Origin of the sequence: Burkholderia sp. BCC1972, assembly GCF_905339605.1 — a bacterium.
In the GTDB taxonomy this organism is placed as follows: domain Bacteria; phylum Pseudomonadota; class Gammaproteobacteria; order Burkholderiales; family Burkholderiaceae; genus Burkholderia.
In genome coordinates this window covers 24,868-44,137 of record NZ_CAJPGH010000038.1, presented here as the reverse complement: position 1 = coordinate 44,137, position 19,270 = coordinate 24,868, and the positions used below count along the sequence as shown (strand labels likewise).

At 62.9% G+C, this 19,270-nt stretch carries 18 protein-coding genes; 2 read left to right on the top strand and 16 right to left on the bottom strand.

Annotated features, from left to right (window positions below; all coding sequences use genetic code 11):
- From U5798_RS34145 to U5798_RS34100, 10 genes are all read right to left on the bottom strand, one after another.
- The gene (locus tag U5798_RS34145) at positions 1 to 522 is read right to left on the bottom strand and encodes an acyl-CoA thioesterase (RefSeq protein WP_322084591.1); all 522 of its coding nucleotides are present in this window, start codon (positions 520 to 522) and stop codon (positions 1 to 3) included.
- Position 523: 1 nt separating this feature from the next.
- Positions 524 to 1,309, bottom strand: coding sequence for an enoyl-CoA hydratase-related protein (locus U5798_RS34140; RefSeq protein ID WP_322084590.1), 786 nt, complete (start codon positions 1,307 to 1,309; stop codon positions 524 to 526).
- A gap of 88 nt (positions 1,310 to 1,397) precedes the next feature.
- Positions 1,398 to 2,525 (bottom strand): alcohol dehydrogenase family protein, encoded by a 1,128-nt coding sequence (locus U5798_RS34135; protein ID WP_322084589.1) that lies wholly within the window; start codon positions 2,523 to 2,525, stop codon positions 1,398 to 1,400.
- A 3-nt stretch (positions 2,526 to 2,528) separates the two neighbouring features.
- The gene (locus U5798_RS34130) at positions 2,529 to 3,692 is read right to left on the bottom strand and encodes an acyl-CoA dehydrogenase (RefSeq protein WP_322084588.1); all 1,164 of its coding nucleotides are present in this window, start codon (positions 3,690 to 3,692) and stop codon (positions 2,529 to 2,531) included.
- Positions 3,692 to 4,534 (bottom strand): enoyl-CoA hydratase/isomerase family protein, encoded by an 843-nt coding sequence (locus tag U5798_RS34125; RefSeq protein WP_322084587.1) that lies wholly within the window; start codon positions 4,532 to 4,534, stop codon positions 3,692 to 3,694. The genes U5798_RS34130 and U5798_RS34125 overlap by 1 nt, the downstream gene beginning before the upstream one ends.
- Positions 4,512 to 6,656 carry an acetate--CoA ligase family protein gene (locus U5798_RS34120; RefSeq protein ID WP_322084586.1) on the bottom strand — a complete coding sequence of 715 codons (2,145 nt, stop codon included), beginning with the start codon at positions 6,654 to 6,656 and terminating at the stop codon, positions 4,512 to 4,514. Before U5798_RS34120 ends, U5798_RS34125 begins: the two co-directional genes overlap by 23 nt.
- A 471-nt stretch (positions 6,657 to 7,127) precedes the next feature.
- Positions 7,128 to 7,952 (bottom strand): CoA ester lyase, encoded by an 825-nt coding sequence (locus tag U5798_RS34115; protein ID WP_322084585.1) that lies wholly within the window; start codon positions 7,950 to 7,952, stop codon positions 7,128 to 7,130.
- 23 nt (positions 7,953 to 7,975) lie between these two features.
- A complete protein-coding gene (locus tag U5798_RS34110; protein ID WP_322084584.1) occupies positions 7,976 to 9,307 on the bottom strand; it encodes an MFS transporter in 1,332 nt (443 codons plus the stop codon).
- A gap of 54 nt (positions 9,308 to 9,361) precedes the next feature.
- Positions 9,362 to 10,201: an FAS1-like dehydratase domain-containing protein gene (locus U5798_RS34105; RefSeq protein ID WP_322084583.1), complete on the bottom strand. Its 840-nt coding sequence runs from the start codon at positions 10,199 to 10,201 to the stop codon at positions 9,362 to 9,364.
- Positions 10,198 to 11,370 carry a CaiB/BaiF CoA-transferase family protein gene (locus U5798_RS34100; protein WP_322084582.1) on the bottom strand — a complete coding sequence of 391 codons (1,173 nt, stop codon included), beginning with the start codon at positions 11,368 to 11,370 and terminating at the stop codon, positions 10,198 to 10,200. Before U5798_RS34100 ends, U5798_RS34105 begins: the two co-directional genes overlap by 4 nt.
- Positions 11,371 to 11,555: 185 nt before the next feature.
- Between U5798_RS34100 and U5798_RS34095 the strand changes: the two genes are divergently transcribed.
- The gene (locus U5798_RS34095; RefSeq protein ID WP_322084581.1) at positions 11,556 to 12,653 is read left to right on the top strand and encodes a LysR family transcriptional regulator; all 1,098 of its coding nucleotides are present in this window, start codon (positions 11,556 to 11,558) and stop codon (positions 12,651 to 12,653) included.
- Here the strand turns inward: U5798_RS34095 and ansP are convergent.
- The 6 genes from ansP to U5798_RS34065 form a co-directional block, all read right to left on the bottom strand.
- Positions 12,537 to 14,036 (bottom strand): L-asparagine permease, encoded by a 1,500-nt coding sequence (gene ansP, locus U5798_RS34090; protein ID WP_322084580.1) that lies wholly within the window; start codon positions 14,034 to 14,036, stop codon positions 12,537 to 12,539. The two genes, U5798_RS34095 and ansP, sit on opposite strands and share 117 nt — an antisense overlap.
- Positions 14,037 to 14,106: 70 nt before the next feature.
- Positions 14,107 to 14,913, bottom strand: a complete 807-nt coding sequence (locus U5798_RS34085) for an alpha/beta hydrolase (protein WP_322084579.1) — start codon at positions 14,911 to 14,913, stop codon at positions 14,107 to 14,109.
- Positions 14,914 to 15,007: 94 nt separating this feature from the next.
- Positions 15,008 to 16,225, bottom strand: coding sequence for a pyridoxal phosphate-dependent aminotransferase (locus tag U5798_RS34080; protein WP_322084578.1), 1,218 nt, complete (start codon positions 16,223 to 16,225; stop codon positions 15,008 to 15,010).
- Positions 16,222 to 16,866 (bottom strand): dimethylmenaquinone methyltransferase, encoded by a 645-nt coding sequence (locus tag U5798_RS34075; RefSeq protein ID WP_322084577.1) that lies wholly within the window; start codon positions 16,864 to 16,866, stop codon positions 16,222 to 16,224. Before U5798_RS34075 ends, U5798_RS34080 begins: the two co-directional genes overlap by 4 nt.
- 3 nt (positions 16,867 to 16,869) lie before the next feature.
- The gene (locus U5798_RS34070) at positions 16,870 to 17,550 is read right to left on the bottom strand and encodes an RraA family protein (protein ID WP_322084576.1); all 681 of its coding nucleotides are present in this window, start codon (positions 17,548 to 17,550) and stop codon (positions 16,870 to 16,872) included.
- A gap of 27 nt (positions 17,551 to 17,577) precedes the next feature.
- Positions 17,578 to 18,237 (bottom strand): RraA family protein, encoded by a 660-nt coding sequence (locus U5798_RS34065; protein WP_322084575.1) that lies wholly within the window; start codon positions 18,235 to 18,237, stop codon positions 17,578 to 17,580.
- A gap of 115 nt (positions 18,238 to 18,352) precedes the next feature.
- Between U5798_RS34065 and U5798_RS34060 the strand changes: the two genes are divergently transcribed.
- Entirely contained in the window at positions 18,353 to 19,267 is a 915-nt protein-coding gene (locus tag U5798_RS34060) for a LysR substrate-binding domain-containing protein (protein WP_322084574.1), read from the top strand.
- The last annotated feature ends 3 nt before the right edge of the window (positions 19,268 to 19,270 follow it).

Here is a 19,270-nt window from a genome sequence, read left to right as displayed (position 1 = left end):
TCACTTCCTCTTCAAAGTGATGCCGACGCCAGCTTCCTTCGGGATTTCGAGGTGCGCCTGGGCCGCGTGGATTTGGCTGAGACGTTCCGCGACGACAGGGCGCCACCGCTCGGCTCTTCGCTCCGCGAGATTGAAGGCGAGGCACTTTACCTCGTTCGTGGCAGCGAGGACATTACCGTCCGACTTCCAGATACGATGGAAGAGGATGTAGCGCTTCTCGTCCACGTCGAGCAGTTGCGTGGTGACGTGGATGGGTGTATCCAGTGCAATCTCGTCCAGATAGTTGACGCTGTTCTGGACGATCACATATTCGTGTCCATCCCGAGCTTCAATCGTGCCGGCGGGCCCGTTCAGCCAGTTCCAGAACGCCCAGTTTGCATGGTCGCCGATGGTCAGATAGTGCGCCGTGTTGACGTGCCCGAACGCGTCAATCCACTGTTCACGAACCTGTGTGCGGAACAGCGTCAATTCCTCTTTAACGACTCCGCTCCACGGAATGGGAGCATCATAAATTTCTGCCATTTCAACGTCCTCTCCAAACAGGCGCTCGCTTTTCCGACAGCGCGCGGATACCCTCGGCTGCGTCCTCGCTTGCGTACACTCGACGATAGATAGGAAGCTCGCTCTCACGCATGAGCCGGTACGCATCGCACTCGCTCGCGCCCTGCGTGGCCCGGTCGATTTCCTTGATTGCCTGCAAGGAAAGCGGCGCACACGCGGCCACCCGCGATGCGAATTCGAGCGCTGTTGTGCGCAGTGACGCCGCCGGAACGACCTGATTTACCAATCCCCACCGCTCGAGCTCGCTTGCGGCGACGTGGCGACCGGTCATCATCATCTCCATCGCGATAGCGCGGGGAAGGCGCCTGGGAAGGCGAATTACGCCTCCAGCATCGGCAATGAGCCCGATGGCAGCCTCGGTCAGGGCGAACGTTGCATGATCGGCTGCGACAATCATGTCGGCCGCTAGTGCCAGCTCGAAGCCGCCCCCGAGCGCCATGCCGTTGACCACGGCGATGACGGGCTTCTTGAGCGACCAGTATTCCGTCAGCCCAGCAAACCCGCCAATGCCCTGGTCAGCATCCGGCGCCTCGCCATCCGCAGCAGCTTTCAGGTCCCAGCCGGCGGAAAAGAACTTCTCGCCCGCGCCGGTGATGATGCCGACCGACAAGCTATCGTCGTCATTGAGGAGCTCGAACGCCTTAGCCAGCAGCTTCGACGTGGCTGCGTTGATGGCGTTTGCTTTCGGGCGCTCGAGGGTAATTTCCAGGATGCGGCCGATTCTCTCGGTTCGTACAGCGTCACTCATCGCGCACACTCCAATCCCGCGCCGGCATTCCCCCTGGGAAGCGTGCCGACGAGAGTTGCTCTGACTTCGAAAGACATCTCGACGAAGCTCACACTTCCTCCGTTACCGGCGGCGGAAGAAGCACAAGGCTGCCCACGTGCTTCTTCTCGAAGAACTCGGTCTGGGCTGCGTGAATTTCAGTCAGCGGCCAGGTCTTTGCGCTAAACGGGGTGACCCGACCCGTCACGACGAACTCGATGAGTTTCGGGAACGTCTCGCGCAGATACACCGTCGACCCGAACAGGGAAAGGTTCTTGAGGTAGAGCGTGCGCAGGTCGAGGTCCACCTTCGGGCCGCCGATCGCACCCGCCGTGACATACCGGCCCCCGCGACGCAGCAGCTTCAGTAGCTTCGGAAACTCGCTACCGCCGACAACGTCTGCAACCAGGCTCAGCTTTCGGCCGCCGCTTGCCTTCAGCACCTGCTCGACGAGGTTGCCGCCGTCGCGGTCGATCACGTGGTCCGGCTTCAGCTCAGCGACGGCCTGCATCTTCGACTTGCTGGACACGGCGATGACTTCGGCGCCGAGCGCCTTCAGAATCTGAATCAGGAATGTACCGACGCCGCCGGATGCGCCGGTAACGAGTGCGATGTCGCCTTTCTTCGCGCCTGCCATCACCAGCATGTTCATGGCCGTGCCGCCCGAACACGGAAGCGTTGCCAGCGCAGCATCCGAAACCGCGAGGTCCTTGGGGATGCTCACCGCGTTTTGCGACGGCACCACCGTGTACTGAGCGAAGCCGCCGTCGTACTCCGAGCCGAGGAAGCCCGCGCTTTCGAGCCCCTCGACATCGTCGGGATTGCGGATATACGGGTCGCAGACGACGCGCTCGCCAACACGCGACGAATCGACGCCGGCGCCGACGGCAACGATGCGACCCACGGCATCAGCACCTTGAATGCGCGGGAACGTGAGGCCGCCCTCCCAGTCGCCCATGCCTTTCTCGACGATGCCGAAACCTTCCTTGCCACCCTCCTTCGTGGTGCCGGAAACGACCGAATGGTTGTACCAGCCGGTTCGCGTATTGATGTCGGTGTTGTTCATGCCCGATGCTGTCACCTGAACCAGCACCTGACCCGGGCCCGGCTGCGGTACCGGAATGTCATCTCGGACAATCAGTTTCTCGAGCCCGCCGTGGCCAACCAGATGCACGGCGGTCATAACGTTTGCAGCCATGGTTTACGCTCCTCGTTGCCGCATGAGTTGGCGGCTGATGATGTGTCGTTGAATTTCGGACGTGCCTTCCCAAAGGCGCTCAACGCGAGCGTCCCGGTAGATACGCTCCAGGGGAAGGTCGGCCATGACGCCCATACCACCGCAGGTTTGGATTGCCTGGTCAGCGACGCGACCGAGCATCTCCGAGCACCAGAGCTTCGCCATCGCGCAATCTTCTGCCTGGCTCGAGTAGTTCTGGTCGACTCGCCAGGCGGTGTTCATCAGGAGCAGGTCACCCAGACGAATATCGACCGCCATATCTGCGAGCGGGAAGCTGACGCCTTGGAACTTGCCGATAGCCTGGCCGAATTGCTTACGCTGCGCGGCGTAGTCGACGGCAATCTCGAAAGCTCGCTCTGCGCGTGCCTGGCAAACTGCAGCGACCGTCAGGCGCCCCGGTCCAAGCCAGTCGTTCACAACCTTGAAGCCCTCGCCTTCGCCGCCGACCATCTGCCAGTCGCCAACGCGCACGTTGTCGAAATGCAGGATGTCGTTGTAGTAGCCGCGATGTCCCATGTGCTCGTAGCCTTGCGTCACTTCCAGGCCCGGCGTGTCGAGGTCGACCAGGAAGCATGAAATCCGCTTGCGAATGCCAGACGCGGTCTGCTCTTCGCCAGTGGCAGCGAAGAGAATGACGAAGTCGGCGATCCGGGCGTTGGAAATGAAGTGCTTGGTGCCAGTGATGAGCCAGTCCGAGCCGTCCTTCACTGCACGGGTTTTCATGCCCTTGAGGTCGGAGCCGGCGTCGGGTTCAGTCATCGCAATGCACTCGCGCTTTTCTCCCCGCATGATGGGTTCGAGGAAATGACCAATCTGGTCTCCGACGCATGCCGCCAAGATGTTGTTGGGACGACGCACGCATTCGGCGAGGGCTAGCGACGCGCGCGACAGCCCTTTCTCGACCAACGTGAACGACACGCAATCGAGCCCAGCGCCTCCCACGCTCTCGGGCATGTTGCAGGCGTGGAGACCAATTTCGATGGCCTTGCGCCGAATCTCGAGCTCCAGTTCGCGGGGCAGCTCATTGGTCTTTTCCAAGAGCTGCTCGTTGGGGATGAGTTCTTTCTCGCAGAAAGCTTGAACCGTTTCGGAGAGCATCCGTTGCTCTTGCGTAAGCTGGAAGTCCATCAGTCGAGCCCCTTATAGCGTGCGTTGGCGTGGGCCAGAGCGGCGCGAAGCCCCTTCTCGGCGGTCATCTGGCTGAATTCCGCGTATTCCGGTACCGGCTGAGCGCCCATGATGGCGACTTGTTCCAGGTAGTAGTCCGTTGCGGTCTTCAGCCCCTGCATTTCGTAGACGCGGTTGAGATACATCTTGTGCATCCGTTGCATCTGGCGAGGCAGGCGTGCAATCAGCGTCGCCTTCTTGCGGGTTGCCTCGGCGAGCTGGTCCGGCTCGACGACCTCGGTCACCAAACCAAGCTCTTTTGCCTCTTGCGCCGAGAGCTCGCGCCCCGTCAGCAGGAGGTCCTTCGCGGTCTTCATGTTCACGAGCCACGGCAGGAACATACAGTGACCGGAGACGCCGTAGCGGACTTCGTTGTAGCCCATACGCGTGTCCGAACTGACAATCGAGATATCGCAGAAGAGGGACAGCTCGAAGCCCTTGCCAATCGCGTAGGTGTGAATCGAAGCGATGACCGGCTTGCTAACGACCCACGGCGTCGTGAAATCCTCGAACTGCCGGATGTAGTGCATCCGGTATTCGTAGATAGAACTACGGTCGTCAGCTGCGTCTTCGTCCAGGTCGTGTCCAGCGCAGAAGCCACGACCATTTCCTCGGATAACAATCACGTTCACCGATTCGTCGTTGTCCGCTCGCTGCAGTCCGGCCCGGAGCTCGGCGATAAGCTTCAGGTTCATCGCATTGAGCTTCTCGGGCCGATTCAGGGTCAACCAGCACACGTGCTCCGAGTCGACCTCATAGATGAGGTGCTCATACGCGGCATCATTGAATGGGGTATTCGACATTTTCTTCTCGCTTGTTAACAGGCAGTACGTTCTCGTTCTGCTTCGGCGGGCCGCCCATCTTGAGAACAGCGTCGACGGCGAATGCCCCTTTCTTCCCGACCAGAATGGGGTTTATCTCGACGTCTTCGACTTTGTTGACGATCGCGAAGCGCGCCAAGGCCTCGATAGCATCCAGCAGTGCTTCGATATCTCCGGCGGGCCGACCACGCCATCCCTTAATGAGCTCGGCCGCCTTGAGGCGATTGATGCCTCGCGATATCTCTTCCCTGCTGAACGGGGCGGCCAGCAGGATGCTGTCATTCCACAACTCGGCCTCGACGCCGCCGCCGGCGACCATCAAGAGCGGTCCGACAGACGGGTCATAGGTGACGGAAGCCATCATCTCTGCGACTACATCACTTGCCATAGCTTCGACAATCACTTTGTTCAGCGGAATGTCGGGGACGGACTTCTGCATGGCGTCTCGCATGACCTCGACCGCTGCGCGAACAGCCTCTGCCGACGAGAGTCCAATTTTTACGGCGCCCACTTCGGTCTTGTGGAGCAGTCGAGCGTCAAGAGCCTTCAACGCGACGGGAAAACCGACCTCTGCAGCAGCCTCGGCGGCTTTCTCTGGGGTCGTCGTTCGCAATGCCGGAACGGCGATGCCTGCATCCGCCAACAGTGCCTTTGCAGATGCCTCGTCGTAGCGGACCCCTACGTCGGGTGTCCAATCGCCACATGAAGTAAGGCGCTCGAGGCCTGCTTCGAGAAGTTGGTCACGGCGCTCACGCCACCAGGTGGCGTGACTGAGGGCGCGGACGCCCTCATCGAGCCCCTGCATTGCAGCCAGGCCCAAGCTTTGAGTATGGTTTCGCTCGTCGGCCGGAAAGCAGTCAACCATGGGTGCCAACTGCATCGCGGCCACACCGCGCCCACGGCATGCTTCACCCAATGCTTCCACCTGCGCGGAATACTCGCTGATGTCCCACATCCGGTCTCGGGGGTAGTTCTGCACCATCAGCGCGACGTCATAACCTTCGTCGAGCAAGGCTGAATAGATTGCGGTCTGGCGGTCCTTGTCGTTCCAAGCGCCCATCGTCACGTCCTGGGGATTGCAGGGCGTCGCCATGATAGGAAGCAGCTCCCGAAGGCGTTCAACCCGTTCGCCGGTCGGCTGCGGCAGGTCGAACCCCGCCGCGCTCAGATGGTCCGCGAGCATGACACCCATCACGCCAGAGACGGAGGCGACGAGCACTCGACGCCCCTTTGGCAACTGCCCGGAATGAACCAACTTGAGCGTCTCGAAGAAGTCCGATTCCGTCGAAACGGAAATGATGCCGAGCCGGTCGAACAATGCCTCCCACGCGGCGCCCGCGCCGGCCATGGAGGCGGTATGTGAGGCCGCGGCGTGTGCACCGGCCGCGGTCTTCCCAAACTTGATGGCGACAATCGGCTTGCCGAGCTTGAGAGATTTCGCCGCAGCGCGACGCAGAATCGAGACATCCGGCAAGCTTTCAAACGAGAGTCCGACCGCGGTGACACGAGGGTCATCAAGTAGGTAGTCAACGCACGACTCCATGCCGATGACCGCTTGATTGCCTCCACCGACCAGATGCGTAATTGCCAGACCTCGATCGGAGAACACCGCGTCGCACAGCAGCCCTCCGCCTTGACTCACGATGGCAACACCGGTCTCGACACTATGAACACCGAAATGATCCATCATCGCCGCCATCGGGCGAACGAAGTTGACCAGGCCTACCGAGTTCGGCCCGATCATGACCATGTCACCTGCGGCCTCAATCAACCGCTTTTGCAGATCGCCGCCGCTTTCGCCCGTTTCCGCAAAGCCCGCAGCGTTGCAGACGATCGCTCTGCAACCCCTCAATCGAAGCGCTTCGACCACCTCGATCGCGGCCTCGCGTCGGATAGCAACGAACGCCAGGTCGGGAGCTTCGGGCAAATCGTCGACGGTAGCAAAACAGGGGAAACCACCAAGCGATTCGTACTTCGGATTGACCACCCAAGTAGCCCCAACGAACTCCAACTCGGCGTGATACTTCAGCGCTGAATTCAGATTGCTCCCACCGATAAATACGACGGATTGAGGGTTAAAAAGAGGTTCGAGCTTGTGCGTCATGATGTAATTGACACCGGTTCGGATTGGGACGAAATCGATTGATGTGAACCGAGTTTAATTTTCTGATTCCGCCCGCGCCTGACTCAAACAAACACTTTTATGGCTCGAACGCACTACTTTTTTATGTTTTTGTGTCAAGTAGTCGGAACCCTAGGATCGCCACAGGTGCATCGCATGAGACGTGACGCAACTCGAAGCGGAGTCACGGCACCCGGCAGCGATCGACACCGAGACAATGCAGTGCTCTGGGAGCGTCTCCGGCACTTCGAGACGAGATCGGCAACGATGATCGTCACGCAACTGGTCTGCGTCAATGCGCGAACTGCATGCCCGTCCGCTGGGAACGCGTTTCGTGCCTTCCTCAGTCGAGCATGCACGTATTGTTCCAATTTGTTGCAACCAAGTGCGCGCGTCTGGTTCAGAGAAGCTACTGAACGATGAAAGTACGCGTATCGCTCGATTCAAGGTCCACTACTGCCGGTACGACCCAAACGCCAACAGCTTCTGCGCGCGCAGCACGACAGGACGGTCGACCATCTTCCCGTCGATGGTGACGACCCCGTCGTTTGCTCGCGACATGGCATCCATGACCCGCGCGGCCCAGTCGAGTTCGCTTGATTCGGGACGGTAACAGGCGTGTACGGCCGCGATCTGTTTCGGATGAATGCAAAGCTTCGCGCCGAAGCCGTGCTGCCTAGCGTTTCGCGTATCAGCGCTCAGCCGGTCGGTATCGTGGATATCCGCCGTCACCCCGTCGACCGGCGATTCGATTTCAGCCACGCGCGACACTAAAGCCAGTTGCGTGCGGTACGGATTCAATGCTGCGCCGAGGTCATCGGTACCCATGTCGGCGATGAAATCCAGCGTACCGAACATCAATCGCTCCACGCACGGCGCCTTCGCGATTTCCATCGCCGACCACATGCCGCGCGCGGTTTCAATTAATGGGAAGATCGGGATCCGGCGTCGCGCCCTTCTGACGACCTCGACGATGTCGCCTGGCCCCTCGGCCTTCGGCACAACGATCCCGGCGATACCGTCAAGCGCGCCGATCGTCGCGTCCTGCTCGAACCATGGCGTTCCTCGCGCGTTGATGCGGACGAGGACCGGGCGGCTGCGGGACGCCCACGCGGCGACGTTCTCGCGCGCGACATCCTTCGCAGCGGGCTCGACGGCGTCCTCGAGATCGACGATGACCGCATCGGCGCCGCTCGACCGCGCGTTCAAAAATCGCTCCGGCCGGTTGCCAGGGACGAACAAATATGATTTAGGAGTACAGATTACAGACACTGACATTTCCGATTCCCGTGTACGGTAACTTACTTCGATAACGGCACGCCGACGCTGCCTTCTGCGTTGCTCCGCCCGAGATGAAGCGCAGCCACGGCGCTCACGAGCGACATGAATGCCAGATAACCAGCGACCGCGTAGACCGTGTGGAACGTCTCGTAGAGCCAGAGCGAGATCATCGGCGCGGGGCCGCCCGCGATGATCGAAGCGCCCTGATAGCCGAGCGACGCGCCGCTATAGCGGATATGCGCAGGGAACGACTCCGCGATGAACGATGCCTGCGATCCGTACATCGACGCGTGGATCACCATGATGACGATCGTGCCCGCAACCACCGCCACGGGAAGCCGCGTATTGAGCAATGCAAAGTACGGGAACGCAAAGAGCATCATGCCGATCGCGCCGGCCGTATAGGTTCTGGCGCGGCCGATGCGATCGGCGACGTACCCGAAGAACGGCAGCGCGAAGCACGCGACGACCGCTGCGATCAGCACCGCATTGAGAATGAATTCCTTCCCGAGCGCCAGGTTCTTCGAACCGTACAACACCGCGAACGTCGTCAGCATGTAGAAGGCGGTCTGCTCGCTGGGTCGAATCAGCGCCGACAACAGGATCGCGCGCCACTCCGTGCGGATCGCCTCCCCGAGCGGCCCCTTCGATTGATCCGCGTGCTTGTTCGCCTCGATGAAATCCGGCGTTTCCGGCACACCGAACCGGATCAGCAGGCCGACGATCAGCAGCACGCCGCTCGCGAGGAACGGCACCCGCCAGCCATAGTCGAGCAGCGCATCGCCAGACCAGTGACTGCAGGCGCTCCACACGATCACCGAGACCACCAGGCCGAGCGGCACGCCGATATTGGGCAGCGACGCCATGAAGCCGCGCCGCTTGCCGGTATGCGATTCCATCGACAGCAGCACCGCGCCGCCCCACTCACCGCCAACGCCGATGCCCTGCAGAAAGCGCAGCACCACGAGCAGCCAGCCCGCGAGCGGACCGAGCGTCGCCGAGGTCGGCAGCAGGCCCACCGCGAGTGTCGCGATGCCCATCAGGCTCAGCGTCGCGACGAGCGTGGACTTTCGCCCGACCCGATCGCCCATGTGCCCGAACAACGCGCCACCCAGCGGACGCGAAACGAAGCCGACGAAGATCGTCGCGAACGATGTCATCAGGCCGTCCGCGCTGCCGTGCGCGAAGAACAGCTTCGGGAACACAAGCGCCGCGGCGGTGCCGTAGATAAAGAAGTCGTACCATTCGATCGTCGTGCCGATAACGCTCGCGAGCGCTGCCCTACGCTCGACGCGGCGAGCTGCTGCAACGTCGCCGGACGGCGCGGTATACGGGATGGCATTCTGTTGCATCGTCTGTCTCCTGATATTTTTCTCGATTCGAATCGCGTCACGCGTCGACGCGATTCAGAACGTGGCGTCGGCGCGCATCGACATGCTGCCGTGCGGTAACGCGACCCACAGCACGAGCCGATCGCCATCGTGCGCGGCGTTGAGGGTCAGCGCGTTGCCGACCATCGCGGGCTTGAGGCCGCGATAGCTGAATGTTTTGACCGGCCTGCCGCTCACCTCCTGCGCGAACGCAGCGAGCAAGGTCGCATTCAGCGGGCCGTGAATCACGAGGTTCGGATATCCCTCGACTTCGCGGCAATAGTCGGCGTCGTAATGAATCCGGTGTCCATTGAACGTCAGCGCCGAATAGCGGAACAGCATCGTGGCGTCCGGCTCGATCCGGCGGCTGTGCTGCGCGGCCGGGATCCCGACGTTGGCCGCCGCGGAACCGGTGGCCGTGGCGCCCTTGTAGACGATGTCATGATGTTCGGTGAGCACCCGGTTGCCCGCGTGCAGCAGCTCGTGCCGCACCTTCACGAACACAAGCTCGCCGCTGCGCCCTTGCTTGTGGTCGACCGACACCACCGTGGAGTGCTTCTCGACGCGGGCATCGAGCGGCACGGGCGCATGGAATTCTAGTTGCCCGCCCGCCCACATGCGGTTGGGCAACGTCACCGGCGGCAGGAAGCCGCCGCGCGCCGGATGGCCGTCGCGCCCCAGCGCGGCCGGCGGCTCGCCGCTCAGGAAATACAGCCAGTGCCACAGCGGGGGCAATGCCGCGCCTTCGACGAGACCGGACTGCGCCAGCCCCAGCGTCGCCGCCATCAGGCGCGCGTGGCGAGACGACAGGATGTCGTGGTCGGTTCGGGTTTGGCCCACCCACTCGCGCAGATGGGCAATATCGACCGTGCTCATGCAACCACCTCCATGCGCGACGCGGAAAATTCGGCGCGCAGCGGCGCGCTGTGTTCGCCGAGCGCGGGCGCGGGCGCGAACTGCCCGGCGTCCCACGGCGCCTGCACCGCCGGCGCGATCATCTGCAATGTGTTGCCACCGACCGCCATCGGCCAGGTCCGCAGCGCCGGATGCCGCGCCATCTGCGCAACCGAGCGCACCTGGCCATAGGCCGTGTTCGAATCCGCCAGGCGCGCCAGCGCCTCGTCGACGTCGAGCGCCGCAAACGTGTCCGCGATGATCCGGTCGAGTGCGTCGCGATGGCGGACGCGCTCCGTGTTCGACGCAAAGCGCGGATCGGTGCCGAGTGCCGGCTGCCGCATGAAACGCGCGCAAAATTGCTGCCACTCGCGCTCGTTCTGGATGCTGATCACGATATCGTTCGCATCGCGCGTAGTGAATGCGCCGTACGGCGCGATCGACGGGTGCTTGAGGCCCAGGCGCTTCGGCGCGCCTTTTCCGTAGACCTCGTGCAGATACGGAATCGACATCCAGTCCGCGGCGCCGTCGAATAGCGACACCGACACCCCCGATCCGCACCCGGTCCGCTCGCGCAGCACCAGCGCCGACAGGACGGCGATGGTCGCGTTCATACCGGCGCCGATGTCGCAGATCGACACGCCGATGCGCCCGCACGCTTCCGGTGCACCACTTATGCCGGCCAGGCCGCTTTCGCACTGGACGAGCAGGTCGTACGCCTTCAGCGTGCTCGCTTCGTTATCGGTGCCGTAGCCGCTGATATCGCACGTGATCAGGCGCGGGTAGCGTTCGCGCAGCGAATCGCTGCCGAAGCCGGCGCGGGCCAGCGCACCCGGCGCGAGGTTCTGGACGAACACGTCGGCGCCGGCAAGCATACGATGCAGCAGTTCGGCATCCTCCGTATTCTTGAAGTCCAGCACGATGGACTCCTTGCCGCGGTTGGTCCAGACGAAATACGACGCTAGCCCATTGGCCGCGTCGTCGTAGCCGCGTGCGAAATCGCCTTCCGCGCGCTCGATCTTGATCACGCGCGCGCCCATTTCGGCGAGCCGGCCCGTGCACAACGGCGCGGCCAGCGCCTGCTCGATCGCGACGACGACGCGCCCCTCGAGCGGCCGGCTCCCCGATGCATCGCTCCTGATGCCATTCATTCGTGTCTCCTCCTTTCCAGTTTGCAAGGTCGAGTATCGATGAATGACCGGGACGAATACAGCGAGCTTTTACAAACGCTCCGTTCGAATTTGACGAAACCTCTCGCTTGATCCGTGAATGAAACCCAGCCATTTTCGTCGGTGCTATGCTTGCTCCGCGACCATTTTCGAATTCTTCGAACGATATGACCTACGACCTGACCGACCTGAAGGTGTTCCTGGCGATCGCGGAGGAAGAAAACGTGTCGCGCGGCGCGGAGCGATCTCATCTGGCCGCGTCGTCCGCCAGCCTGAGGATGAAGAATCTCGAGGAAACGCTCGGCGTCACGCTGCTGACGCGCCAGGCACGAGGCGTCACGTTGACACCGGCAGGTCGCGTGTTTCGCGAGCATGCGGGACGCTGCCTGGCCCAGCTCGAACAAATGCACGCCGATTTGCGGCCTTTCTCGCTCGGCATGTCGGGACACGTGACGGTGTTCGCGAACAACAACGCGATCAGCACCCATCTGCCCGGCGATCTCGCGCGCTTCTTCGCGGCCTATCCGAACGTCCGGATCACGCTGGAGGAACGCCTGAGTCATGACATCGTGGCAGCCGTCGTTGCCGGCCGTGCGGAAATCGGCGTGGTGGCGCTCGAGACGGAACATCCGGCGCTCGATTTCCTGCCGTACCGGAAAGATCAACTGGTGCTGCTGACGCCGCCCCGGCACCCGCTAGCGGAACGCGCGTCGACCAGTTTCCGCCAGTGCCTCGGCCAACCGTTCATCAGCCTGCAATCCGGCGCGGCGCTGCATACGTTCCTGATGAATCACGCGGCGGCGCTCGGCGGACGCCTCGACGTGCGTGTGCAGGTTTCCGGCTATCGCGCGATCTCGCGGCTGGTCGCATCCGGCGCCGGCATCGGCATCGTGCCGCGCACGGCGATCGAACCAGGCGATTACGGTCAGTTCGCGATCGTCGAGCTCGAAGAACCGTGGTCGCAACGGGACTTGCGGGTCTGCGTGCCGCGCGATCCCGGCAACAAGAATCTACCGCGACAAGCTCGTCGAGATCCTCTGCGACACGCGGCACGAGGCCAACGTCGTGCCGCCCCAATAACAGGCTGCAATCCGTCCAGACGCCGGCGTGCTGTCTACCGCCACACCTCGACGGCCCAGCGCCAGCGCTCAATCTCCTCCTGTTTCGAGCACGTTCTGCGTGAGCGCGACGGACGGAATAGTCGGCTTGAGCATGGTTCGGCGCGTCTGCGCGTTCACCCATTTCCAACCGAGTGCGAGCAATAATGCGACTAGCGGGATCGACGCGACGGTCCAGGTGCCATTCGGATAGTCGAACACCATCAGCACAAGGACGCCGAAGAGGAACAGCAGCGTCAGCCACGACGTGAACGGCGCACCGGGCATCCTGAACGGCACGGCGGCGGCCTCGCCGCGCTTCACCGCGGCTCGGAACTTCATCTGACAGACGACAATGAAGCCCCACGTGCTAATGACGCCGAGCGCCGCTACGTTCAGCACGATCTCGAACACGCTGGACGGCATCAGGTAGTTCAGCAGCACACCGACCACATAGATCGCAACCGTCACGAGGATGCCCGCGTACGGCACTGATTGCGCATTCATCCGCGCGAGCAGTGTCGGCGCTGAACCGCCCATCGACAGCGAACGCAGCACGCGGCCGGTCGAATAAAGTCCGGAGTTGAGGCTCGACAGCGCGGCGGACAGCACGACGATGTTCATCACCGATCCAACACCCGGTACACCGAGCGCGCCAAAGAACGTCACGAACGGACTCTGGCCGGCCTTATACGCGCTCCATGGCAACAGGCACACGAGTAGCACGACCGACGCAACATAGAACAGCGCGATCCGCCAGATCACGCTGTTGATCGCGCGCGGCAGGATCGTGCGGGCGTCCCTGCATTCGCCAGCGGCTGTACCAACCAGTTCGACGCCAGCAAAAGCGAACACGACGCCCTGTACGAGCACCAGCGCCGGCATCAGTCCATGCGGAAAGAAGCCACCGTTGTCGGTAATCAGGTGTATGCCAGTCGCCTGTCCGGCGACGTGGCCGCCGGCGCCGAGCACGGCGGTGCCAATCGCGAGGAACAGCACGATCGCGGCCACCTTGATCAGCGCGAACCAGAACTCCATCTCGGCAAACCACTTCACGCCGATCAGGTTCATCGCGGTCACGATGCAGAGCGCGATCAGCGCGAATACCCATTGCGGAACCGCGGCGAACGCGCCCCAGTAGTGCATGTACAGCGCGACGGCCGTAATGTCGACGATGCCCGTCATCGCCCAGTTCAAGAAATACATCCAGCCGGCCACGAACGACGCCTTTTCGCCGAGGAATTCGCGTGCATACGACACGAAGCTGCCGCTGCTCGGCCGGTGCATGACCAGTTCGCCGAGCGCACGCAAGATCAGGAAGGAAAACACACCGCATACGACATAGACGATAGCAAGAGACGGCCCGGCCGCCTGGAGGCGAGCGCCCGCGCCGAGAAACAGCCCGGTGCCGATTGCGCCGCCGATCGCGATCATCTGAACCTGTCGATTTCCGAGCGTCTTGTGATAGCCGGCTTCGTGAGACTCGAGCCACTCGCGCCGACTAAGCTGATCGCCGCCCTTCTCGGCAGGCGTACCTTCGTTGAAATTCATGTCCTCTCCACCATCGTTCTCAAAATCGTTGTTCGGTTGATCCTTCTCGCCGTCTCACTCCGTAGGCATGTCAGCCCGCATGCGCATGAAACGCCGCGATCGCCTTCCACATCAAGACCGGATTCGAGTACATCGGGAAGTGCCCGCAATCCGGGATTTCGGACAGCACGACGCCGTGCGCCTCGATCGCGCCCAGGTACGACAGCGATGCGTTCTGCTCGCCGTACATGAACATCCTCGGGAACGGCAGGCCGAGGAATTTGCGCATCAGATCGCCGTGGTCGGACAGGTCGACCATCGAGCGGAAGATCCCGCCGACGGCATCGGCCCGCACCTTGTGACGCAGGCTCGCCGAATACAACGCGCTCGCATAGGCCGGCGCGCAGCGGGTGCGGTCGATGAAATCGTCGAAGAACCGCCCGGCGCTGTCGCGCGGATGGTCGACGATCTGCCGGCTCAGGAAACAATCCTCCGGCGCGATGTTCCCTTCGATGTCGACGAAGCTCAGCACGCGCTCCGGATACCGGTGTGCGAGCATCAGCGCGGTCAATCCCCCCATCGAATGTCCGACGAGGTGGAATCGATCAAAGCCCATGCGGTCGATCACGTTCAGCGCCGTTTCGACGAGAAACGGGATCGAGATCTTCGACAGGTCCGCGCAGCGCGTGTCGCCGCAGCCCGGCGCGTCGTACGCAACGAAAGGCCGGCCGTCGAATTCCCGATGGCGCACGATGTCCGCGTAATCCTCCTTGGTCGAGCCGAAGCCGTGCAGGAACACGACGGGCGCGCGGTCGCCGCCGCGATGAATGGCCGACACATCCAGTTCGGTGCCGTCGACGGCGAACGACAGCCGCGACTGGGAAAACTCATCACTCATCTGATCGAATCCCGGGTAAAGAGGGAGTAGCGCCCGCCCCGACGCGACAGGGGCGACCGAAGCGGGCCTGCGGATGCCGGACGGACAGCGGCCGTCAGGCCGTCAGCGTCCGGCAGAAATCCTGGATCGCGGTGCATGCGCGCAGCAAGGACTTGTCGTCGAGCGCGTAGGCGATCCGGATATACGGACCCAGCCCGAAAGCGCTCCCGTGCACGGTGGCCACGCCGGCTTCGTCGAGCAACGCGTTCACCACGTCCTCGTCGCCGTCCAGTCGCACGCCCGCACGGGTCGTCTTGCCGATCAGCCCTTCGCACGACGCGAACGCATAGAACGCGCCCTGCGGGACATCGCATCGCAAGCCCGGCGCCTGGTTGAGTTGCGCGACGACCAGATCGCGCCGCCGCTGGAATGCGACGCGCGAATGCGCGATGAAATCCTGCGGCCCCGTCAACGCGGCGAGCGCCGCGTGCTGCGAGATCGTCGACGCGCCGGACGTTTGTTGCCCCTGCAACTTTTCCATCGCATCGATCAGCCAGCGCGGCCCCGTGCCGAAGCCGATGCGCCAGCCCGTCATCGCGTAGGCCTTCGACACACCGTTCATCGTCAGCACGCGTTCGCGCAGCCGCGGCTCGACCTGTGCGATCGTGAAGAATTCGATGCCGTCGAAAATCAGGTGCTCGTAGATATCGTCTGACAGCACGAGCACGTGCGGATGCGCGAGCAGCACCTCGGCGAGCGCCTTCAGCTCCGCTCGGCTGTACACCGCGCCGGTCGGGTTCGACGGCGAGTTCAGGATCAGCCATCGCGTGCGCGGCGTGATCGCCGCCTGCAGCGCGTCCGGTGTGAGCTTGAAGCCGCTTTCCGCGCCGCAGGCGACGGTGATGGAGCGGCCTCCGCACAATTGCACGATTTCCGGATAGCTGACCCAGTACGGCGCAGGGACGATGACTTCGTCGCCTTCGTTCAGCGTCGCGGCCAGCGCATTGAAGATCACCTGCTTGCCGCCGCTGCACACGAGCGTGTCGCGCCAGTCAACGTCGAGGCCGTTCTCGCGCCGGAACTTGTCGGCGATCGCGTCGCGCAGCGCGCGCAGCCCGGCCACTTGCGTGTAGCGTGTGTGGCCCGCGCGAATCGCGGCGATGCCGGCTTCCCGCACGTGCTCCGGCGTATCGAAATCCGGCTCGCCGGCGCTCAGCGAAATCACCGCGGCGCCGCTCGCGCGGCGGGCGGCCACGCGATCCATCACCTTGTAGGTCGCCGACGGCCGTGCGGCGGCGAGGAAGCGGTTCAGCGTATCGATCGGTGCGCTCATTGAGCGTTCCTCCAGTTCGTCAGGCCCATCAGCTCGAGCGTGCTGCGCCCTGCGCGCAATGCGTCCATCATGTGCGCTTCCTTGTCGGCACGCGCCTGCCCTTGCGCCAGCGTGGCTTCGACATGCGCGACCGGAATTACCAGCACGCCGTCGTCGTCGGCCACGACCAGATCGCCAGCTGCCACCGGCGTGCCCGCGAAGCTGATCGGCTGCCCGACCGACGGCGCGCTCGCCTTGATCGTGCCGCGCATGGAAATGCCTCGCGTGAACACCGGAAAGCGCCGTGCGGTGAGCGCCGCGATATCGCGCACGCCACCGTCGATGATCAGTCCGGCCACGCCGGCCGCCTCGGCGGCGACGGTCAGCACCTCGCCCCAGTAACCGGCGACGAAGCCGCCCGTCGAAATGACCAGGACGCTGCCGCGCGGCACCTGCTCCATCGCGATATGAATCGACAGGTTGTCGCCCGGCGAGCATTCGAGCGGAAAGGCGGGGCCGGCGACCGACGCACCGGGCCACACCGTGCGGATGGCCGGATCGACGGCGCTGGTGGACAGGCCCGAGGCCTCGAACAGCGTGGAGGTGCCGAGTTTGCGCGCCTGTTCCAGCAGCGCCGGCTCATAAGTCTGGGTCGGGTTCATCGATCAGGCCTTGCTTTGCAGTGTGTGATAGCCCAGCGCCGCACGCGCCTCTCCGAGCGTCTTGCCCTGTGCGATCTGTTCGCGGATGTGCGATTCGACTTCTTCGATCCGGCGAGCAACCTGTGCCACTTCGCGCGCCCGACCGCGCGGCACGATCACGACGCCGTTCGCATCCGCGACGACGATGTCGCGCGCCGCCACGCGCACGGTGCCGATCCCGACCGTCGCGTTCACCGATTCGACCTGCACGCGGTCCTTGCCGGTCCGCATGAAGCGCCCTGCGGTGAACAGCGGATAGTTGTCGCCCAGTGCCTTGTTCACGTCGCGGCACACGCCGTCGATCACGGTGCCCGCGATACCGCGCAGTCCCGCGTACTGGGTCATGATGTCGCCCCATACGGTGCAGTCGGTGCGGCCGTCGTTGTCGATCACGACCACGTCGCCCGGTGCGACGTCGTCGATGAAGTCGCCGACGGTGCCGGGCGGCACGCTCGCCGGCACGTACTTGACCGTGAATGCGGGGCCGACGACGACCTTCGTGTAGTCGGCGAGCGGCATGATGCCGAACGCCTGCCCGTGCAGCCCGAGCTTGTCCATCGCATCGGACACGCCCGGCGTGTCGAGCCCTTCGAATAGCGCGACCAGCTCCCGGTCTTCCGCCGCAGCCTTGCTGGGATTCGTCATGTCAAAACTCCGATAGAGGGATTGGGGTCAGCGCACCGCGATGGCTTCGAATTCCTTGTCGTGCATCACGTCCGCGACCGGGCGACCCGCACGCACGGCGGCGACCATCCCGTCCTGCCGCTTCGCGATACGCTCGCCGAGATCGAGCACGTCCTCGATGCACTTGGCCGGCACGAACACCGTGCCGCAGCGATCGGCGATCACGTAGTCATCCTGATGGACGGTCACGCCCGCCATCTGCACCGGCGTGCCTGAGTCGACCTGGATCACGCGGTTACGCGCGCTGATCATCGTGACGCCGCGCCCGTACACCGGATAACCGATCGATTCGCTGCCTTCGATGTCGCGGCTCGACCCGTCGATCACCGAGCCGCGAATCCGCTTCGCGGTCGCCGCGTTGGCGAGGATGTCGCCCCAGCAGGAAATGCCGTCCGCGCCGCCGGCGATGACCAGCACGCGGTCGTCCGTGGTGACGGCGTCGATAACTGGCGAAATCAAATGCACGGTCGGCTTTGCATCCACCTTGGGGCCAAGCTGGATGGTGCTGGCACGCCCGACGATCTTGGGGCAATCCCACAACGGACTCAGGCCATAGGTAGCACCGGAAAGGCCAAGGAAATCGAGAGCGTCGGACACCGTATTGGTGTCGAGCGCCGCGAGGCGATCAAGCAAAGAGGATGGTGTCATCGCAGTGAACTCCAGTGAACATGGAGCAATATTCGCGCGATCACTTTGATACGTAAAATTCTATTTACATATCTACCTGATACCATTTTCGGAACAAGAAACAGGAGCTTCCAATATGAGCACCATCGACTTCCGGTTAATCCGGCAACTCTGGATGTTTCTCGCTGTCGCCGAGGAACAGCATTTCGGCCGTGCCGCGGCACGGCTGGGCATGTCACAGCCACCGCTGACAGAGCAGATCAAGGTACTGGAGCAATCGCTCAAGCTGCGTTTGTTTGAGCGTTCCCGTCAGGGGACGAGCCTTAGCCCGGCGGGCGCTGCGATCTTGCCGGCCGTTCGCCAGTTTGCCAGCCAGGTCGAGCAACTTGAGCGGATCGTTCGGGAAGTCGCCGCCGGCCAATCCGGTGTGTTGCACGTCGGCGCCATCACTTCCGCCATGCTGGACACCATCCCACCCGTTCTCAACTACTTGCGGGAACTGCACCCTCACCTCACAGTCTTTGTACGAGAGATCGACAGCGTAGAAGCCGTCCCCGGACTTGAGGCTGGAGAACTGGATCTCGCGTTCGTGCGCCTTGACGGCGAAATCGGTAGTGGAATTGCGACACTCCCGCTGACAGAGGATAGGCTTGCGGTTGCACTGCCGACGAGCCATCCACTGGCCGCGCTGCCTCGTATCCGCCTGAAATCGCTGGCAACCGAGCAACTGGTCATGTCGGCACGGCAGGTCAGCCCGGTCTACTTCGATATGTTGACAGCCGTTTGCCGTTCTCACGGATTCGCGCCCCGCATCCTGCACGAAGTCAGGTCGGTGACGTCGCAGATCGCCTACGTCAGTTGTGGCCAAGGTGTTGCATTAGTTCCGTCGTCGATGCGCAAACTGGCGCCCGAGAACGTCGTCATCCGGCCGCTCAAAGAGAAGGTGATGGTCGTGACAGCAGCACTGGCCTGGAACGCAAACCGTCACCATCCAATGGTTGAAACGGTGGTTTCGTGGCTGAAGTCTCAGCACCATCGTCGATCGGCATAGGTC

Bases quoted from the DNA above. Each gene is read 5' to 3' on its own strand.
- U5798_RS34060 (WP_322084574.1), top strand. From the start codon at position 18,353: ATGAGCACCATCGACTTCCGGTTAATCCGGCAACTCTGGATGTTTCTC.
- U5798_RS34125 (WP_322084587.1), bottom strand. From the start codon at position 4,534: ATGTCGAATACCCCATTCAATGATGCCGCGTATGAGCACCTCATCTAT.
- ansP (WP_322084580.1), bottom strand. From the start codon at position 14,036: ATGAATTTCAACGAAGGTACGCCTGCCGAGAAGGGCGGCGATCAGCTT.
- U5798_RS34095 (WP_322084581.1), top strand. From the start codon at position 11,556: ATGACCTACGACCTGACCGACCTGAAGGTGTTCCTGGCGATCGCGGAG.
- U5798_RS34110 (WP_322084584.1), bottom strand. From the start codon at position 9,307: ATGCAACAGAATGCCATCCCGTATACCGCGCCGTCCGGCGACGTTGCA.
- U5798_RS34070 (WP_322084576.1), bottom strand. From the start codon at position 17,550: ATGACGAATCCCAGCAAGGCTGCGGCGGAAGACCGGGAGCTGGTCGCG.
- U5798_RS34145 (WP_322084591.1), bottom strand. From the start codon at position 522: ATGGCAGAAATTTATGATGCTCCCATTCCGTGGAGCGGAGTCGTTAAA.
- U5798_RS34115 (WP_322084585.1), bottom strand. From the start codon at position 7,952: ATGTCAGTGTCTGTAATCTGTACTCCTAAATCATATTTGTTCGTCCCT.
- U5798_RS34130 (WP_322084588.1), bottom strand. From the start codon at position 3,692: ATGGACTTCCAGCTTACGCAAGAGCAACGGATGCTCTCCGAAACGGTT.
- U5798_RS34100 (WP_322084582.1), bottom strand. From the start codon at position 11,370: ATGAATGGCATCAGGAGCGATGCATCGGGGAGCCGGCCGCTCGAGGGG.
- U5798_RS34120 (WP_322084586.1), bottom strand. From the start codon at position 6,656: ATGACGCACAAGCTCGAACCTCTTTTTAACCCTCAATCCGTCGTATTT.
- U5798_RS34080 (WP_322084578.1), bottom strand. From the start codon at position 16,225: ATGAGCGCACCGATCGATACGCTGAACCGCTTCCTCGCCGCCGCACGG.
- U5798_RS34105 (WP_322084583.1), bottom strand. From the start codon at position 10,201: ATGAGCACGGTCGATATTGCCCATCTGCGCGAGTGGGTGGGCCAAACC.
- U5798_RS34135 (WP_322084589.1), bottom strand. From the start codon at position 2,525: ATGGCTGCAAACGTTATGACCGCCGTGCATCTGGTTGGCCACGGCGGG.
- U5798_RS34140 (WP_322084590.1), bottom strand. From the start codon at position 1,309: ATGAGTGACGCTGTACGAACCGAGAGAATCGGCCGCATCCTGGAAATT.
- U5798_RS34065 (WP_322084575.1), bottom strand. From the start codon at position 18,237: ATGACACCATCCTCTTTGCTTGATCGCCTCGCGGCGCTCGACACCAAT.
- U5798_RS34085 (WP_322084579.1), bottom strand. From the start codon at position 14,913: ATGAGTGATGAGTTTTCCCAGTCGCGGCTGTCGTTCGCCGTCGACGGC.
- U5798_RS34075 (WP_322084577.1), bottom strand. From the start codon at position 16,866: ATGAACCCGACCCAGACTTATGAGCCGGCGCTGCTGGAACAGGCGCGC.